The 12,498-nt window shown below is 69.2% G+C and carries 14 protein-coding genes; 8 read left to right on the forward strand and 6 right to left on the reverse strand.

Translation table 11 applies throughout. The annotated features are described in order from the left end of the window. Window positions 1–18: 18 nt before the first annotated feature. The 5 genes from D514_RS35570 (at window position 19) to D514_RS35590 (ending at window position 5,413) form a co-directional block, all read left to right on the forward strand. Window positions 19–1,530, forward strand: coding sequence for a glycoside hydrolase family 32 protein (locus D514_RS35570; RefSeq protein ID WP_144053089.1), 1,512 nt, complete (start codon window positions 19–21; stop codon window positions 1,528–1,530). Beyond that, window positions 1,524–2,462 (forward strand): carbohydrate kinase, encoded by a 939-nt coding sequence (locus D514_RS35575; RefSeq protein WP_017831173.1) that lies wholly within the window; start codon window positions 1,524–1,526, stop codon window positions 2,460–2,462. Before D514_RS35570 ends, D514_RS35575 begins: the two co-directional genes overlap by 7 nt. 82 nt (window positions 2,463–2,544) lie before the next feature. After that, on the forward strand, window positions 2,545–2,934 hold the full coding sequence (locus D514_RS35580) for a helix-turn-helix transcriptional regulator (RefSeq protein ID WP_017831174.1): 390 nt from the start codon (window positions 2,545–2,547) through the stop codon (window positions 2,932–2,934). Window positions 2,935–2,936: 2 nt separating this feature from the next. Continuing rightward, window positions 2,937–3,914: an SRPBCC family protein gene (locus tag D514_RS35585; protein ID WP_017831175.1), complete on the forward strand. Its 978-nt coding sequence runs from the start codon at window positions 2,937–2,939 to the stop codon at window positions 3,912–3,914. 146 nt (window positions 3,915–4,060) lie between these two features. Then, window positions 4,061–5,413, forward strand: coding sequence for an FAD-dependent oxidoreductase (locus D514_RS35590; RefSeq protein WP_017831176.1), 1,353 nt, complete (start codon window positions 4,061–4,063; stop codon window positions 5,411–5,413). On the opposite strand, the gene D514_RS35595 is transcribed toward D514_RS35590, so the two are convergent. The 5 genes from D514_RS35595 to D514_RS35615 form a co-directional block, all read right to left on the reverse strand. After that, window positions 5,404–6,129, reverse strand: coding sequence for a Pr6Pr family membrane protein (locus D514_RS35595; RefSeq protein ID WP_017831177.1), 726 nt, complete (start codon window positions 6,127–6,129; stop codon window positions 5,404–5,406). The two genes, D514_RS35590 and D514_RS35595, sit on opposite strands and share 10 nt — an antisense overlap. A gap of 102 nt (window positions 6,130–6,231) precedes the next feature. Then, entirely contained in the window at window positions 6,232–6,621 is a 390-nt protein-coding gene (locus D514_RS35600) for a MauE/DoxX family redox-associated membrane protein (RefSeq protein ID WP_017831178.1), read from the reverse strand. A 29-nt stretch (window positions 6,622–6,650) separates the two neighbouring features. Continuing rightward, entirely contained in the window at window positions 6,651–7,433 is a 783-nt protein-coding gene (locus D514_RS39300; RefSeq protein WP_017831179.1) for a ribonuclease H, read from the reverse strand. A 34-nt stretch (window positions 7,434–7,467) separates the two neighbouring features. Beyond that, the gene (locus tag D514_RS35610) at window positions 7,468–8,250 is read right to left on the reverse strand and encodes an ABC transporter ATP-binding protein (RefSeq protein WP_017831180.1); all 783 of its coding nucleotides are present in this window, start codon (window positions 8,248–8,250) and stop codon (window positions 7,468–7,470) included. A 71-nt stretch (window positions 8,251–8,321) separates the two neighbouring features. Beyond that, on the reverse strand, window positions 8,322–9,278 hold the full coding sequence (locus D514_RS35615; protein ID WP_017831181.1) for an ABC transporter substrate-binding protein: 957 nt from the start codon (window positions 9,276–9,278) through the stop codon (window positions 8,322–8,324). Between the two features lie 40 nt (window positions 9,279–9,318). Here D514_RS35615 and D514_RS35620 point away from each other — a divergent pair, with 40 nt between their 5' ends. From D514_RS35620 to D514_RS35630, 3 genes are read left to right on the forward strand one after another with little or no spacing between them, the layout of a single operon-like run. Continuing rightward, on the forward strand, window positions 9,319–10,368 hold the full coding sequence (locus tag D514_RS35620; RefSeq protein WP_017831182.1) for an iron ABC transporter permease: 1,050 nt from the start codon (window positions 9,319–9,321) through the stop codon (window positions 10,366–10,368). Next, window positions 10,365–11,414 carry an iron chelate uptake ABC transporter family permease subunit gene (locus D514_RS35625; RefSeq protein ID WP_017831183.1) on the forward strand — a complete coding sequence of 350 codons (1,050 nt, stop codon included), beginning with the start codon at window positions 10,365–10,367 and terminating at the stop codon, window positions 11,412–11,414. The genes D514_RS35620 and D514_RS35625 overlap by 4 nt, the downstream gene beginning before the upstream one ends. Further along, window positions 11,407–12,213, forward strand: coding sequence for a siderophore-interacting protein (locus D514_RS35630; protein WP_017831184.1), 807 nt, complete (start codon window positions 11,407–11,409; stop codon window positions 12,211–12,213). The genes D514_RS35625 and D514_RS35630 overlap by 8 nt, the downstream gene beginning before the upstream one ends. Window positions 12,214–12,237: 24 nt before the next feature. Here D514_RS35630 and D514_RS35635 read toward each other — a convergent pair whose 3' ends face one another. After that, a complete protein-coding gene (locus tag D514_RS35635; protein ID WP_017831185.1) occupies window positions 12,238–12,483 on the reverse strand; it encodes a hypothetical protein in 246 nt (81 codons plus the stop codon). Window positions 12,484–12,498: the final 15 nt, after the last annotated feature.

The following is a 12,498-nucleotide window of genomic DNA, read 5'->3' on the forward strand; positions in this document are numbered from 1 at the left end:
AGAAAGACGACTGCCCCGGTGACCCCCACTGACCTTCCCCCGGTCCGCACCACGAGCCCGCGCATGCACTTCGCTCCGCGCAACAACTGGATGAACGATCCGAACGGTCTCGTCTTCCACGATGGCCTGTACCACCTGTACTTCCAGTACAACCCGCAGGGTGTCGAACACGCCAACCTCAGCTGGGGGCATGCGACGAGCGCCGATCTCCTGCGATGGACCGAGCACGACCCTGCGATCCTGTGGGACGACACGGCGCAGATCTACTCCGGCTCCGTCGTGGTCGATCACGGCAACACCTCCGGCTTCGGCACCGACCAGGATCCGGCGTTGGTGGCGCTCTACACGGCCGCTGCGCCTGGACGCCAGGCGCAGGCTCTCGCATACAGCACGGACGGCGGGTACGTCTGGACGAAGTACGACGGCAATCCGGTGCTCGACCGCGGCACGAGCGACTTCCGTGATCCGAAGGTGTTCCGGTACGACGACGGAGGGGACGGGTACTGGGTGATGGTCGCGGTCGAGGCCGAAGACCGCCAGGTGCTGTTCCACCGCTCCGACGACCTCACGACCTGGACCTTCCTCTCGTCGTACGGTCCCGCGGGCCCGGTGGGCGGTGTGTGGGAGTGTCCTGACATGTTTCCGCTCGCGGTCGACGGCGATGACGACGATGTGCGCTGGGTGCTGTTGATCAGCCTCAACCCCGGCGGTATCGCAGGCGGTTCGGGGACGCACTACGTGGTGGGCGATTTCGACGGTACGACATTCCGCGCCTCCGTTCCCCACCCCGCTCCGCCGCGGGAGCTGCTGAGAGACGGCGGTCAGTCCCGCGACGAGCTCGAACGCTATGGCTGGATCGATTTCGGACCCGATTGCTACGCCGGTGTCACGTTCGACGGTCTGGCTCGCGACGAGCGGACGCTCATCGCCTGGATGGACAACTGGGAGTATGCCGGTCGCATACCGGGTGGGGACTCCAACGAACACCGCAGTGCGATGACGCTACCTCGCCGGCTCTCGCTCACGCGCGACGAAGTGGGGGCCGAACGCCTGCGGCAGCGCCCGGCGGTCGACCTCGATCCCGGCGAGAGCATCGACCTCGCCGGTGTGGCCGGCAGCGTCGTGCTCGCCGAAGGGGTCGCCGGAGCCGCGCGGGTCGGCTTCACCGCGACGTTCGGCGATGCGCAGAGCGTCGAGCTGCACATCGAGTCGGCATCGGATGACGGTCGGGTCGTGATCCGTCAGGACCGCACGAGCGGACGCATCGAACTCGTCCGCTCCGGCGAGAAGATGCCGTTGGGCTTTCACAGGTCTCCGTCGATGCGTCTCGACCGGCCGCGCGAGGTCGGATGGGACCTCTGGATCGACGATCTGAACGAGCGGGTGTCGTCCATCGAGCTGTTCGCCCAGAACGGCGAGAGGGTGCTCACCGCGCTGGTCCCCGTCACGTCGCCGCGCACGTACACCGTGGTAGTCATCGGAGGAACGCTGCACGGGGCGCGCGCCGATGTCGCGGAGCGGGGATGCTGACCACCCGCTGCCTCGTCGTCGGTGAAGCTCTCGTCGATATCGTCGACGGCGTGCCCCACCCGGGCGGATCGCCCATGAACGTGGCCATCGGCCTCGCCAGGCTGGGAATCGATACGAGATTTCTCACCCGGATCGGAGACGACGAGCACGGTCGGATGCTGGGCGAGCATCTCGTCCGTGAGGGCGTCGCTCTGACCGCGGCGAGTCTCAGGGGCGGGGAGTGCACCTCTCGTGCGACCGCCGTGATCGGTGCGGACGGCGCGGCCATCTACGACTTCGACATCGAATGGACCTTGTCCGAGTCGACCGCGATCACCGAGGCGGCGGAGGCCGACGTCATCCACGTCGGGTCGATCGGTGCGTCGCTCGAACCCGGGGCGACCGCCGTCCGCGCGATGCTCCGAACGGTCTCGAGCCGCACTCTCCGCACATACGACCCGAACATCCGGCCGGCGCTTCTCCGACCGCGAGCTGCAGCCGTGGCGCGCGTCGAGACGATCATGGCCGCATCGCACGTCGTGAAGCTCAGCGACGAGGATGCCGACTGGCTCTACCCCGGTCGCGCTGTAGATGATGTGCTCGCGCACCTGCTCGCTCGGGGTGCCAGGATGGCCGTTGTCACGAGGGGTGGCATCGGGTGCACCCTCGCGATCGCGGGTGGGGGGCGGCCGGTGACGAGGCAGGCGATCCCGGTGAGCGTGGTCGACACGATCGGTGCCGGTGACGCCTTCATGTCCGGCCTCGTCTACGGACTCGTCTCTGGAGGCCTCATCTCGGCGCTCACCGCCGAGGTCTTCGCTCCTGACGCCGAGCTCCTGAGTGCGCTCGAACGAGTCGTTGACACTGCGCTCACCAGTGCGGCCGTCGCAGTGTCTCGCACCGGTGCTGCCCCGCCACACCTGGACGAGCTGGCGCAGAGTTCGGTGTCCTGACGCGGTCTCGCGCGGTGACGGCAGCGTCGGTGTCGCAGAAACCGCTTGACATCGGCCCCGCTCGGGCATAACGTACAACCAAATGGTTGCACAAAGAGAACTGAGCGAAGCGGAGGTCGACCGTGTCTTCCACGCACTGGCGACGTCGACCCGACGCGACATCCTGCGCCGGACGATCGAGCGCGAGCAGTCGGTCTCGACCCTCGCCGCTGACTACGAGATGTCGTTCGCCGCGGTGCAGAAGCACGTCGCCGTGCTCGAGGCCGCGAACCTCATCGTCAAGCGCGCAGAGGGACGCGAGCGGCTCGTCCGCGCGAACCCCGAGATGATCGCCCGCGCCAGGGCGCTCCTCGCCCGATACGAAGAACTGTGGCGGTCGCGCATCGCCCGACTCGACGACCTGCTGGCCGAGACGCCTCGGTCCGGCTCATCCGACACCAGCGACAACGACAAGAACGAGCAAGGAGACTGAACATGCCTGTCACCGACGTCACCACCGATGCCGAGAACCTGACCATGACCGTGGTCGCCGACTTCGCAGCCCCGATCGAGCGGGTGTGGAGCGCGTACTCCGACCCGCGTCAGCTCGAGCGCTTCTGGGGTCCTCCCGGATGGCCGGCCACCTTCACCGCCTGGGACCACACCGTCGGCGGGCGTGCCCTCTACTCGATGAGTGGTCCGCGCGGGGAGAAGTCGTCGGGGGCGTGGGAGTTCGTGTCGATCGACGCGCCGAACAGCTTCGAGGTCATCGACTCGTTCGTCGATGAGAGCGGCAAGCCGCTCGACGGTTTCCCCGCGCAGCGGATGTCGTTCGTCTTCGAGCCCACCGCCGAAGGCACCCGCATGGTCACCACGAGCCATTTCGACTCGGTCGATGCGCTCGAGCAGGTCGTCGAGATGGGCCAGGTCGAGGGACTCAAGATGGCGATGGCGCAGCTCGACACCGTGCTGCAGGACCTCCGCGACTACGCACAGGGCAAGGGCACGCGCGTCGAGCTTCTCGACGACACGCACGTGCGCATCACTCGTCTGGTCGAGGGGCCGCGCGAGCTGGTGTGGCGTGCCCACTTCGAGCCCGAGCTCATCCGCAAGTGGATGCTCGGGCCCGACGGCTGGGAGATGACGGAGTGCGTCGCCGCCACCGAGGTGGGCCAGTCCTACCGCAACTCGTGGGCGCCGGTCGGCGACACCGAGGGGGAGCCGTTCGGCTTTGAGGGGGAGGCGCTCCTGATCGACGCCCCGCGTCGCGCCGTCAGCACCGAGCGGATGCAGGGTATGCCTGTCGAGACGCTCAACGACCTGAACCTGTACGAGGAGGACGGCGCGACCCTGGTCACGCTGCTCATCGAGTACCCCGACAAGGAGACGCGCGACATGATCCTCGCCACCGGCATGGCCGACGGCATGGAGTCGTCGTTCGCCCGCCTGGAGCGGGAGCTGCTCTCCGTCTGAGCGCGCACAACTCCGGACGAACCGGCCGGATCCGCCAGGATCCGGCCGGTTTCGCCGTCTGCGGGCACACCTCTTCCTGAGTTGTGAACCCGGCAGGCGGACGCCGACAGGCGGAACCCGGCCGCTCGGGATAAAGTGGCGACACGATGAGGATCACGCGCCGCACTCTGCTCCTCGGCGCCGGAGCCGGTGTCGCTTCGGTTCTTCTCGCCTCCTGCACCCCGGAACCGACACCCACGCCGACGCCCACTCGCACCCGCGAGCCGGAGCCGCCGCCCGGCGTCCCCGCCGCAGCCGGCAGCATCCGCAGCACCTGGACCACCGATCCCTACGCCCTCGGCGCCGCCAGTTTCACGCCCGTCGGCGTGCTCGCCGGCACCCGCCTCGCGCTGGGTGCACCCGTGGACGCACGCCTGTTCTTCGCGGGCGAGGCGACGGATGAGGATGCTCCCGGCACGCTGCGCGGCGCGATCAGCTCGGGCACGCGTGCGGCCGAAGAACTCCTGATCCCGGCGACCTCGGGGGAGCGCGTCGCGGTCGTGGGGGCGGGGCTCGCCGGTGCCACCGCTGCCGCTGTGCTCGCCGAGGGCGGCATGGAGGTCACCGTCTTCGAGGCGAGGGACCGGGTCGGCGGACGCATGCACTCCCGCGTCGACGATTCGTGGCCCCTGCCGGTGCAGCTCGGCGCCTGGCTCTTCGGTGCGGACGACGGCGAGGTGCTCGACCTGATGAGCAGCGGAGACGTCGGCGTCGTCGAACTGGCGGGTCAGCTCTGGCACGGGCCCGAGGGCGACCTCGACCCGATCGACCCCCAGCCTTTCGACGCGGCGATCACGGCGGCGCAGGCCGCCCCCGAAGACTCCTCGGTCACCGACGCGTTGACCGCCGCGGGCATCGATCCGAGTGATCCGGCGACCGCGGCCCTGCTCGCGATCCTGGCCGCCCGCACCGGTGCCGGCGCCGACGAACTGTCGAGCTGGTTCGCGCCTCCCCTGCCCACGGGAGACCCGAAGGCCGCGACCGGCGACGTCGCACCGTTCATCGAGCAGGCCCTCGACGGGGTCAAGGTGGGGCTCAACTCTCCGGTTGCCCGCCTCGCCTACGACGATTCCGGGGTGAGTGTGCGCCTCGGCACCGGTGAGGCGCTGTCGTTCGATCGGGTCATCGTGACAGTTCCTCTCGGAGTGCTCCAAGACCGCAGCATCGAGTTCGACCCGCCCCTGCCGTTCTCCAATCGCGGGGCGATCTCGGCACTCGGCATGGGCGCGATCGAGACGGTCTGGCTGCGGTGGGACGAGCCGTTCTGGGAGAACGACGAGGCGATCTGGCACTCCGTCGGCGCCGACGTGGCCATCGCGACCTGGATCAATCTGCGACCCGCGACCGGCGAGAACGTGCTCGTCGGGATCGTCGGCGGCGCGGCGGCAGCGGAGTTCGCGAAGCTCGACGAAGACGAGGCGATCGAAGCGGCCCTCGCCTCGCTCGCCCTCTACGTCTGACCGACCCGTTCACCGGCTCTCGCACGCTCCGGCGTCGGTGACTGCGCAGCGCCCTCGGCCTTCCCGCGCAGCCGTTTCGGCACCGGCATGCGGCTGATGAGCACGAGCACGGTGGCGACGGCGGCGAACGTGCCGAGCGCGATCGCGGATGAGACGAGGAACTCCATCGGACCGCTCACCTGCCGCGGATCGAGGAAGTAGTACGGGTACCAGCCGATCAGCGGGCCGCGGATCATGGTGGCGACACCCCAGATCACCGGGTACGCCAGCGACACCGGGATCACCCGCCAGGGCACGGAGCGGTGACCGGGTGCGAGTGCCCACGCCGCCACGGTGACGGCGGGGAGCCAGAAGTGCAGCACCTGATCCGACCAGGGCACGTCGATGCGGATGCCGCGGATGCCGGCCTGCCAGACCAGGATCGCGAACACGAGTCCGGCCGTGATCGTCCAGGTCAGAACGAGTGCCAGCGCGACGGTGAGCCAGCGAGGGTCCTTCGCGCGGCGCAGCGCGAGGATGCCGGCGACGGTGAGCAGCACCACGAAAGCGATGTTCGACTGGTTCGTCAGATACGCGAAGAAGTTCTGGCTCGCGATCGTGTTCGATGCGAGACCCCAGGCGAGCCGGTGGATGAGCGCCACGAGACAGACGGCGGCGGCGGTGAGGCGGAGCAGGCCGAAGACGGTACGCGCCTTCACCGCTGCGTCACCCGCCATTCCTTCATCTGCCGAGTCTACGGACCTCAGCTCGGAGACCCATGGTGCCGCAAGGGGGTACGCGTCGCTGGCTGCGGTGACTCCGTGCGGGGGCCCGGCCTGTCAGCGTCGGGGTTCGCGGGTCGACCACAGTGCCAGCGCGACGAGCACGGGCTGGAAGAACAGTCGCACGAAGCGCTTCATGTCCGTGTCGAGACCGAAGCCGTCGCGGTGGTGCATCCACTGCGCCACGTTGCCGGGGAACACGGCGACGAAGAACACAGCGGCGATCGTGCCGACCGTGCGCCGACGGCGTCGTGCCAGCAGCAGGGCGGATCCGAGTGCGATCTCGGCCACGCCGGAGGCGAGCACCGTGGTGTCAGGATCCAGCGGCAGCGACTCGGGGACCTGCGCCTGGAACTCCTCGCGCGCCACCGTGAGGTGCGAGACGCCCGCGAAGACGAGGGAGGCGCCGAGGAAGATACGGCCGATGGTGCGGGTGGGAGTCGACATGGTGCGAGTGTACGCCGCGGTCGCTGCGCTCAGATCAGGCGGCGGAGGGCCTCTTCGAGCGAGATGCCCTGAGCCTCGGCGCGGTCGCGCAGCCGCGCATGCTCGTCGGAGGAGAGGGGGATGCGCAGCTCGATCGGGTCGTCCGCCGGTGCATCCCACCCGTCGAGGAGGTCGGCGGCCTCGGCCCAGAGCGGCTCAGCGACCGACGTGGGGGCCGCGGGGGAGGGCGCGAGTGCTGCGGCAGCCGACGTGCTCGACGATGCGGATGATGGCACGGCGGATGACGATGCGGCGGACGAGGAAGCGGCGACCGGTGCCGACGCGGTGACGGCGGCTCCGGCGTCTGCCGCGCGGGTGAAGCCGGGCCCTCGTCGCGGTTCCTGCTTCGCCTGGTAGGCCTTGGCCGCGGCGTTCGCGCGCTCGTCGGCGGCCTCGTTCAGCGGGTGTCCTGCGTGGCCCTTGACCCAGGAGAACTCGACGTTCCGGCCCCGGATGGCCTCGTCGATGCCCTCCAGCAGGTCGCGGTTGAGCACGGGCCCGCCGTCGGACTTACGCCAGCCCTTGCGCTTCCACCCCGGCATCCACTTGGTCACGGAGTCGATCACGTAGCGGCTGTCGCATTCGATCAGCAGCTTCTCGTCGGTGCCCGCCGTCGCGAGCAGCAGCTCGAGCACGGCCCGAAGCTCGCCCTGGTTGTTGGTGCCGTGCGGGGATCCGCCGGCCGCCCAGTTCTCGTCGTCGATGTACCAGGCCCAGCCGTTGGGGCCGGGGTTGCCCAGGGCGGAGCCGTCTGCGGCGGCGGTGATCGTCATCCTTCAACCGTAACGGTGGGCGCCGACGGCGAAGTCACCGACGAATCACCATGGGGGTCCTGGTCACGGGGTCCGGAGTCACGATCGCGTCGATGCCGAAGACCTCGCCGACCCGCTCCGCCGTGATCAGCTCGGAGGGGTTGCCGCTGGCGACAATGCGGCCCTCCTTCATGAGCACGAGGTTGTCGGCATATCGCGCGGCCTGGTTGAGGTCGTGCAGCACGGCGATCACCGTCTTGCCCTGCTGGTTGAGCGCTCGCAGCAGGTCGAGCAGTTCGTACTGGTGAGCGATGTCGAGGAAGGTCGTCGGTTCGTCGAGCAGCATCACCGGGGTCTGCTGGGCGAGCAGGAGCGCCACCCAGACCCGCTGCCGCTGACCACCGGAGAGCTGGTCGACGTAGCGCTCAGCGAGATCGGCGGTGTTCGTCGCCGCCAGGGCCTCGCGGGTGGCGGCGTCGTCGGCGGAGGTCCAGCGCTGCAGCGCCGAGTGATGCGGGTACCTGCCGCGCGAGACCAGGTCGGCGACCCGCATCCCCTCGGGGGCGATCGCGTCCTGCGGCAACAGGCCCATCCGTCGGGCGAGCTCCTTGGAGCCGTACTCCGAGAGCGCGCGGCCGTCGAACAGCACGTCGCCGGATTCGGGCTTCAGCACCCGGGCGAGCGCGCGCAGCACGGTCGACTTGCCCGAGGCGTTCGGTCCGAGGATCACCGTGAACGACCCCTCGGGCAGTGCGAGATCGACCCCGTTGACGACGACCTTGCCGTCGTAGGCGACGACGAGTCCGCGGGCTTCGAGCGTCGGGTGCTGCGTGGTCATGTCTTCCTCATTCACCGGAGAGGAGCGCAGCCGTCGCGACCGCGACGGCTGCGCTCCTCGGATGCGGTCAGTCAGCCGAGCAGGTCCTCGACCTGATCGATCACCAGGTTCGCACCGATCACGCCGATGCCCACCATCCAGGTGTCGTCCTCGACCTCGAACGCCTTGTCTCCTGCGGGGCCGGGCTGCGCGCCCCAGAGGCCCGTGATCCGCTCCTGCGTGGTCGCGCTCGGGTCTCCGCCGGGGCTCATGTAGAACACCACGTCGCCGTCGATCTGTTCGTAGAGCTCGGGGCTGAGCTCCATCATCGAGTACTCGTTCCAGTCGCGGTCGGCGCCGAGGTCGAAGCCCATGTCGGTGAGCAGCGAACCCGAGAACGTGCCGGGGCCGTAGAGGCGGAAGTTGTCGGCGCGGAAGCGCACGATCGATGCGGTGGCGCCGTCGGCCTCGACCGCTGCGCCGACCTCGGCGGCACGATCCTCGACGCCCTTGATCAGCTGGTCCATCGCGTCGCTCTGGTTCACGGCGGCGGCGGTCAGCACGGCCTGCTCGGTCCAGTTGGTGCCCGTGTCCTCGGAGAAGACGGTGGGGGCGATCGCCGAAAGCTCCTCGTAGAGAGCTTCGTGGCGCACCTTCGAGCCGATGATGAGGTCGGGGGCGAGGTTGGCGATCGCGTCGACGTCGGGCTCGGCGATGAAACCGATGGACTCTGTCCCGTCGAGGTCGTCGGCGAGGTACGCGGGGAAACCGCGACCCGCACCGATCTCCGGCGCGCCGACGGGGGTGATGCCCAGGGCCACCAGCGCGTCCATCTGCGGGGAGTCGAGCACGACGATGCGCTCGGGAACAGTCTCGAACTCCGTCTCGCCCATCGCATGCTCGACCGTGTAGCTCGAGTCTTTCGCGTCGGGAGCGGACTCCTCGGCCGCGGGGGCGCCCGCGCATCCGGTAGCGATCAGGGCGATTGCGGCCAGGGAAGCGGCGGCGGTGGCGAGCGGACGGAAGCGAGTGTGGAGAGGTCTGTTCACGGGTAACGACACTAGCGATGTTTGGTTAGGCTATCCAAATATGAGTTCCCACACCGCCATCGTCGCGCGCCGTCGCGCTCCGGTCTCGGCATCCCGTTTCCCGGCCTGGTTCGGGATCATCCTGGTGTCGGTGGTGCTGGCCATCTCGCTCGCGCTGAGCCTCGCCGTCGGCGCCCGCTTCGTACCTATCGACGAGGTCGTGCTCTCGCTGTTCGGCACGGGCGACCAGAACGTCCTGAACATCGTCGGCGAGCTCCGCGTCACCCGCACGGTCAACGCCGTGATCTGCGGCGTCGCTCTCGGTGCAGCCGGGGTGCTGATTCAGGCGCTCACCCGGAATCCCATCGCCGATCCGGGCATGCTCGGCGTCAGTGCGGGTGCCTCGTTCGGCGTCGTCGCGGGCATGAGCGTGCTCGGAGCTCTCGGTGTAGACGGCACGATCTGGCTCGCGCTCGCCGGAGCCGCACTCGCCTCCGCGGTGATCTTCTGGTTCTCCGGCACCCGTTTCGCTTCCGGTTCGCCCGTGCGACTGATCCTCGCGGGGGTCGCTTTCTCGGCCATCCTGGCCGGTGCCTCGCAGGCGATCGTGCTCACCGACGAGACCGTGCTCGATGCATTCCGCTTCTGGCGGGTCGGTTCGCTCACCGCCCGACCGGTGGAGGAGGCTCTGCCGCTCGTGGGCTTCATCGTCGTCGGGGCGGCCCTCGCCCTGCTGCTCGGCCCCGCGCTGAATCTGATGGCGCTCGGCGACGACAGCGCCATGGCGCTCGGAGTCAGGCCCGGTGTCGTGCGCGCGCTCGTGCTCGTCGCCGTCACGCTCCTGTGTGGCACGGCGACCGCGATCGCTGGACCCATCGCGTTCGTAGGCCTCGTCATCCCTCATCTGCTTCGACGGCTCGTGGGGCCGGACTTGCGCCTGGTATTGCCGCTGTCGCTGCTCGCCGCACCGGCGATGCTGCTGCTGGCTGACACTCTCGGCCGTGTGATCGGAGGAGGGGGCGAAGTGCAGGTCGGCATCGTCACAGCTCTGATCGGTGGCCCGCTGCTCATCGCCTTCGTCGTCGGCAAGCGGACGGCGGGGATCTCGTGAGCCTTCGCACCGACGCCCTGACAGCCGACGATCGCGTAGTCAGAGGAGCACGCTGGTCGTTCCGAGTCAGCCACCGCACGACCGTCGTGTGCGGTGTCCTCGCGGGCAGCCTGCTGGTGCTGTTGATCGCCGCGCTCATGATCGGCGAGTACGTCGTCACACCGGTAGCACTGATCGAGACGCTGCTCGGGCGCCCACCGGAGCGGCTGGACGGGTTCTTCGTGCTCGGACGCCGCCTGCCGCGCAGCCTGGTGGCGATCGTGGTCGGTGCCAGCCTGGCGATCGCCGGCGCCGTGTTCCAGAGTCTGACCCGCAACCCGCTCGCCAGTCCCGACGTGATCGGCATCAGCAGCGGGGCGTCGGTCGGCGCCGTCACCGTCATGCTCGTGCTCGGAGGATCCCTTGCGCAGGCGGCTCTCGGCGCGGTGGTCGGTGCTCTCGTGATCGCGGGAGTGATCGTGCTCTTCACCGCGCGCTCCGGCCTGCACGGAGTGCAGCTGATCCTCACCGGGGTCGCACTGTCGGCTACAGCCATGGCCGTCGTCGACTATGTGCTCACCCAGGTCTTCGTCGCAAGCGCGACCACAGCGCAGACGTGGCTGGTCGGCTCGCTGCAGGGGCGTGGATGGGATGACCTCCTCCCGGCCCTGATCGCGCTGCTCCTGATAGTCCCCCTGATGCTCGCGGCGGCTCCGGACGCGCGGATGATGGCACTCGGCGATAGCGTCTCGACCGCCCTCGGTGTCCGGACCGTGCGCGCGCGATGGATTCTCCTCGCCGCCGCCACGCTCCTGGTCGCCGTCGCGGTGGCCACCGCCGGCCCGATCTCGTTCGTCGCGCTGATCGCCCCGCACATCGCTCGGCGTCTGAGCGGCACGACCAGCTTTCTCGCCTCGGGACTCGTGGGGGCGCTTCTGCTGCTCGCGAGCGACCTGCTCGCGCAGAACATCTTCCCGGCGCCGATCCCCGTCGGAGTCGTCACCATCACCGTCGGCGGCGCATTCTTCCTGTGGCTGCTCTGGAGAGAGGGGGCTCGGCGTGGCTGAGCGCACCGTCCACCGCGTCCGTCCACCGCAGCGTCCTCGTCGCACCGGAGCACGCGTCTTCGCCGCCGAGGTCACCGCCGTGCGCGATCTCACACCGCACATGCGTCGGCTCACGATCTCGGCTGCGGAATTCGCCGACTACGCGCCCGCGGGGCCCGACGAGTACCTCGGGCTGCTGCTGCCTCGGGATGAGAGCGCTCCGCTCGTTCTTCCTGTGAACGACGGCACCGAGAATATCCGGGCCGCCGTGGCAGCGATACCCGGAGAAGATCGGCCCGACCTGCGTTGGTACACGTTGCGCGGCCACCGCCCCGATGCTCGGGAGATCGACGTCGACTTCGTCGTGCACGGCGACGAGGGGCCCGGCACGAGGTTCGCCGGACGCGCTCGGGTGGGCTCCCCCCTCGGCATCCGGGAGTGCACGGCGCTGTACGCGCCGCTTCCCGAGACGCGCGCGCGGGTGATCGTCGGCGACGAGTCGGCGATCCCGGCGATCGCCCGCATCCTCGAGACCACCGAGGCTGCCGACACCCAGGTTTTCATCGAGATCTCGGGACCCGCCGAGAAGCAGGAACTCGCAGGTGCTGTCACCTGGGTCGAGCGCCGGGGTGAGCTGCCCGGCGTGCGGCTGCAGCGGGCGGTGCGGGCCGCCACGCTTCCCGAGGTGATCGACTACGCCTGGGTGTGCGGGGAGCGCCTGGCTGTGCAGGAGATCCGCCGACACCTCGTCGAGCGCGGCGTGTCGAAGGACCGCATCACGTTCTCGGGATACTGGCGACTGGGTGAAGCGCGGGGGTGATCCCGATATGCCTGCCGCGAGGCGTCAGCCGTCTTCGGGATCTTCGCTCAGCGGCTCGGCGTTCTCGGTCGAGGCGGCCTCGGGGACGGGAGGTGCGACAGGGAACAGGACCGAGCTCAGGTCGCCGCTGGCCTCCGCGCCGAGGCCGATCGACAGCGGATCGACGACCGGTGCCGAGTCGAGCACATCCGTCTCGGAGCGCTCGAGCGGCTCCGAGGGCAGTACCCACTGGTTCTCTTGCTCTTCAGGCTTCTGCTGAAACAGTCCCATGGGTTCCATTGTGAA

This window comes from Microbacterium sp. UCD-TDU, from assembly GCF_000340625.1.
In the GTDB taxonomy this organism is placed as follows: Bacteria; Actinomycetota; Actinomycetes; order Actinomycetales; family Microbacteriaceae; genus Microbacterium; species Microbacterium maritypicum.

What these genes read in the sequence shown, in the direction of transcription:
- D514_RS35575 (WP_017831173.1), top strand. Translation starts at nt 1,524, where the DNA reads ATGCTGACCACCCGCTGCCTCGTCGTCGGTGAAGCTCTCGTCGATATC.
- D514_RS35580 (WP_017831174.1), top strand. Translation starts at nt 2,545, where the DNA reads ATGGTTGCACAAAGAGAACTGAGCGAAGCGGAGGTCGACCGTGTCTTC.
- D514_RS35585 (WP_017831175.1), top strand. Translation starts at nt 2,937, where the DNA reads ATGCCTGTCACCGACGTCACCACCGATGCCGAGAACCTGACCATGACC.
- D514_RS35590 (WP_017831176.1), top strand. Translation starts at nt 4,061, where the DNA reads ATGAGGATCACGCGCCGCACTCTGCTCCTCGGCGCCGGAGCCGGTGTC.
- D514_RS35595 (WP_017831177.1), bottom strand. Translation starts at nt 6,129, where the DNA reads ATGGCGGGTGACGCAGCGGTGAAGGCGCGTACCGTCTTCGGCCTGCTC.
- D514_RS35600 (WP_017831178.1), bottom strand. Translation starts at nt 6,621, where the DNA reads ATGTCGACTCCCACCCGCACCATCGGCCGTATCTTCCTCGGCGCCTCC.
- D514_RS39300 (WP_017831179.1), bottom strand. Translation starts at nt 7,433, where the DNA reads ATGACGATCACCGCCGCCGCAGACGGCTCCGCCCTGGGCAACCCCGGC.
- D514_RS35610 (WP_017831180.1), bottom strand. Translation starts at nt 8,250, where the DNA reads ATGACCACGCAGCACCCGACGCTCGAAGCCCGCGGACTCGTCGTCGCC.
- D514_RS35620 (WP_017831182.1), top strand. Translation starts at nt 9,319, where the DNA reads ATGAGTTCCCACACCGCCATCGTCGCGCGCCGTCGCGCTCCGGTCTCG.
- D514_RS35635 (WP_017831185.1), bottom strand. Translation starts at nt 12,483, where the DNA reads ATGGGACTGTTTCAGCAGAAGCCTGAAGAGCAAGAGAACCAGTGGGTA.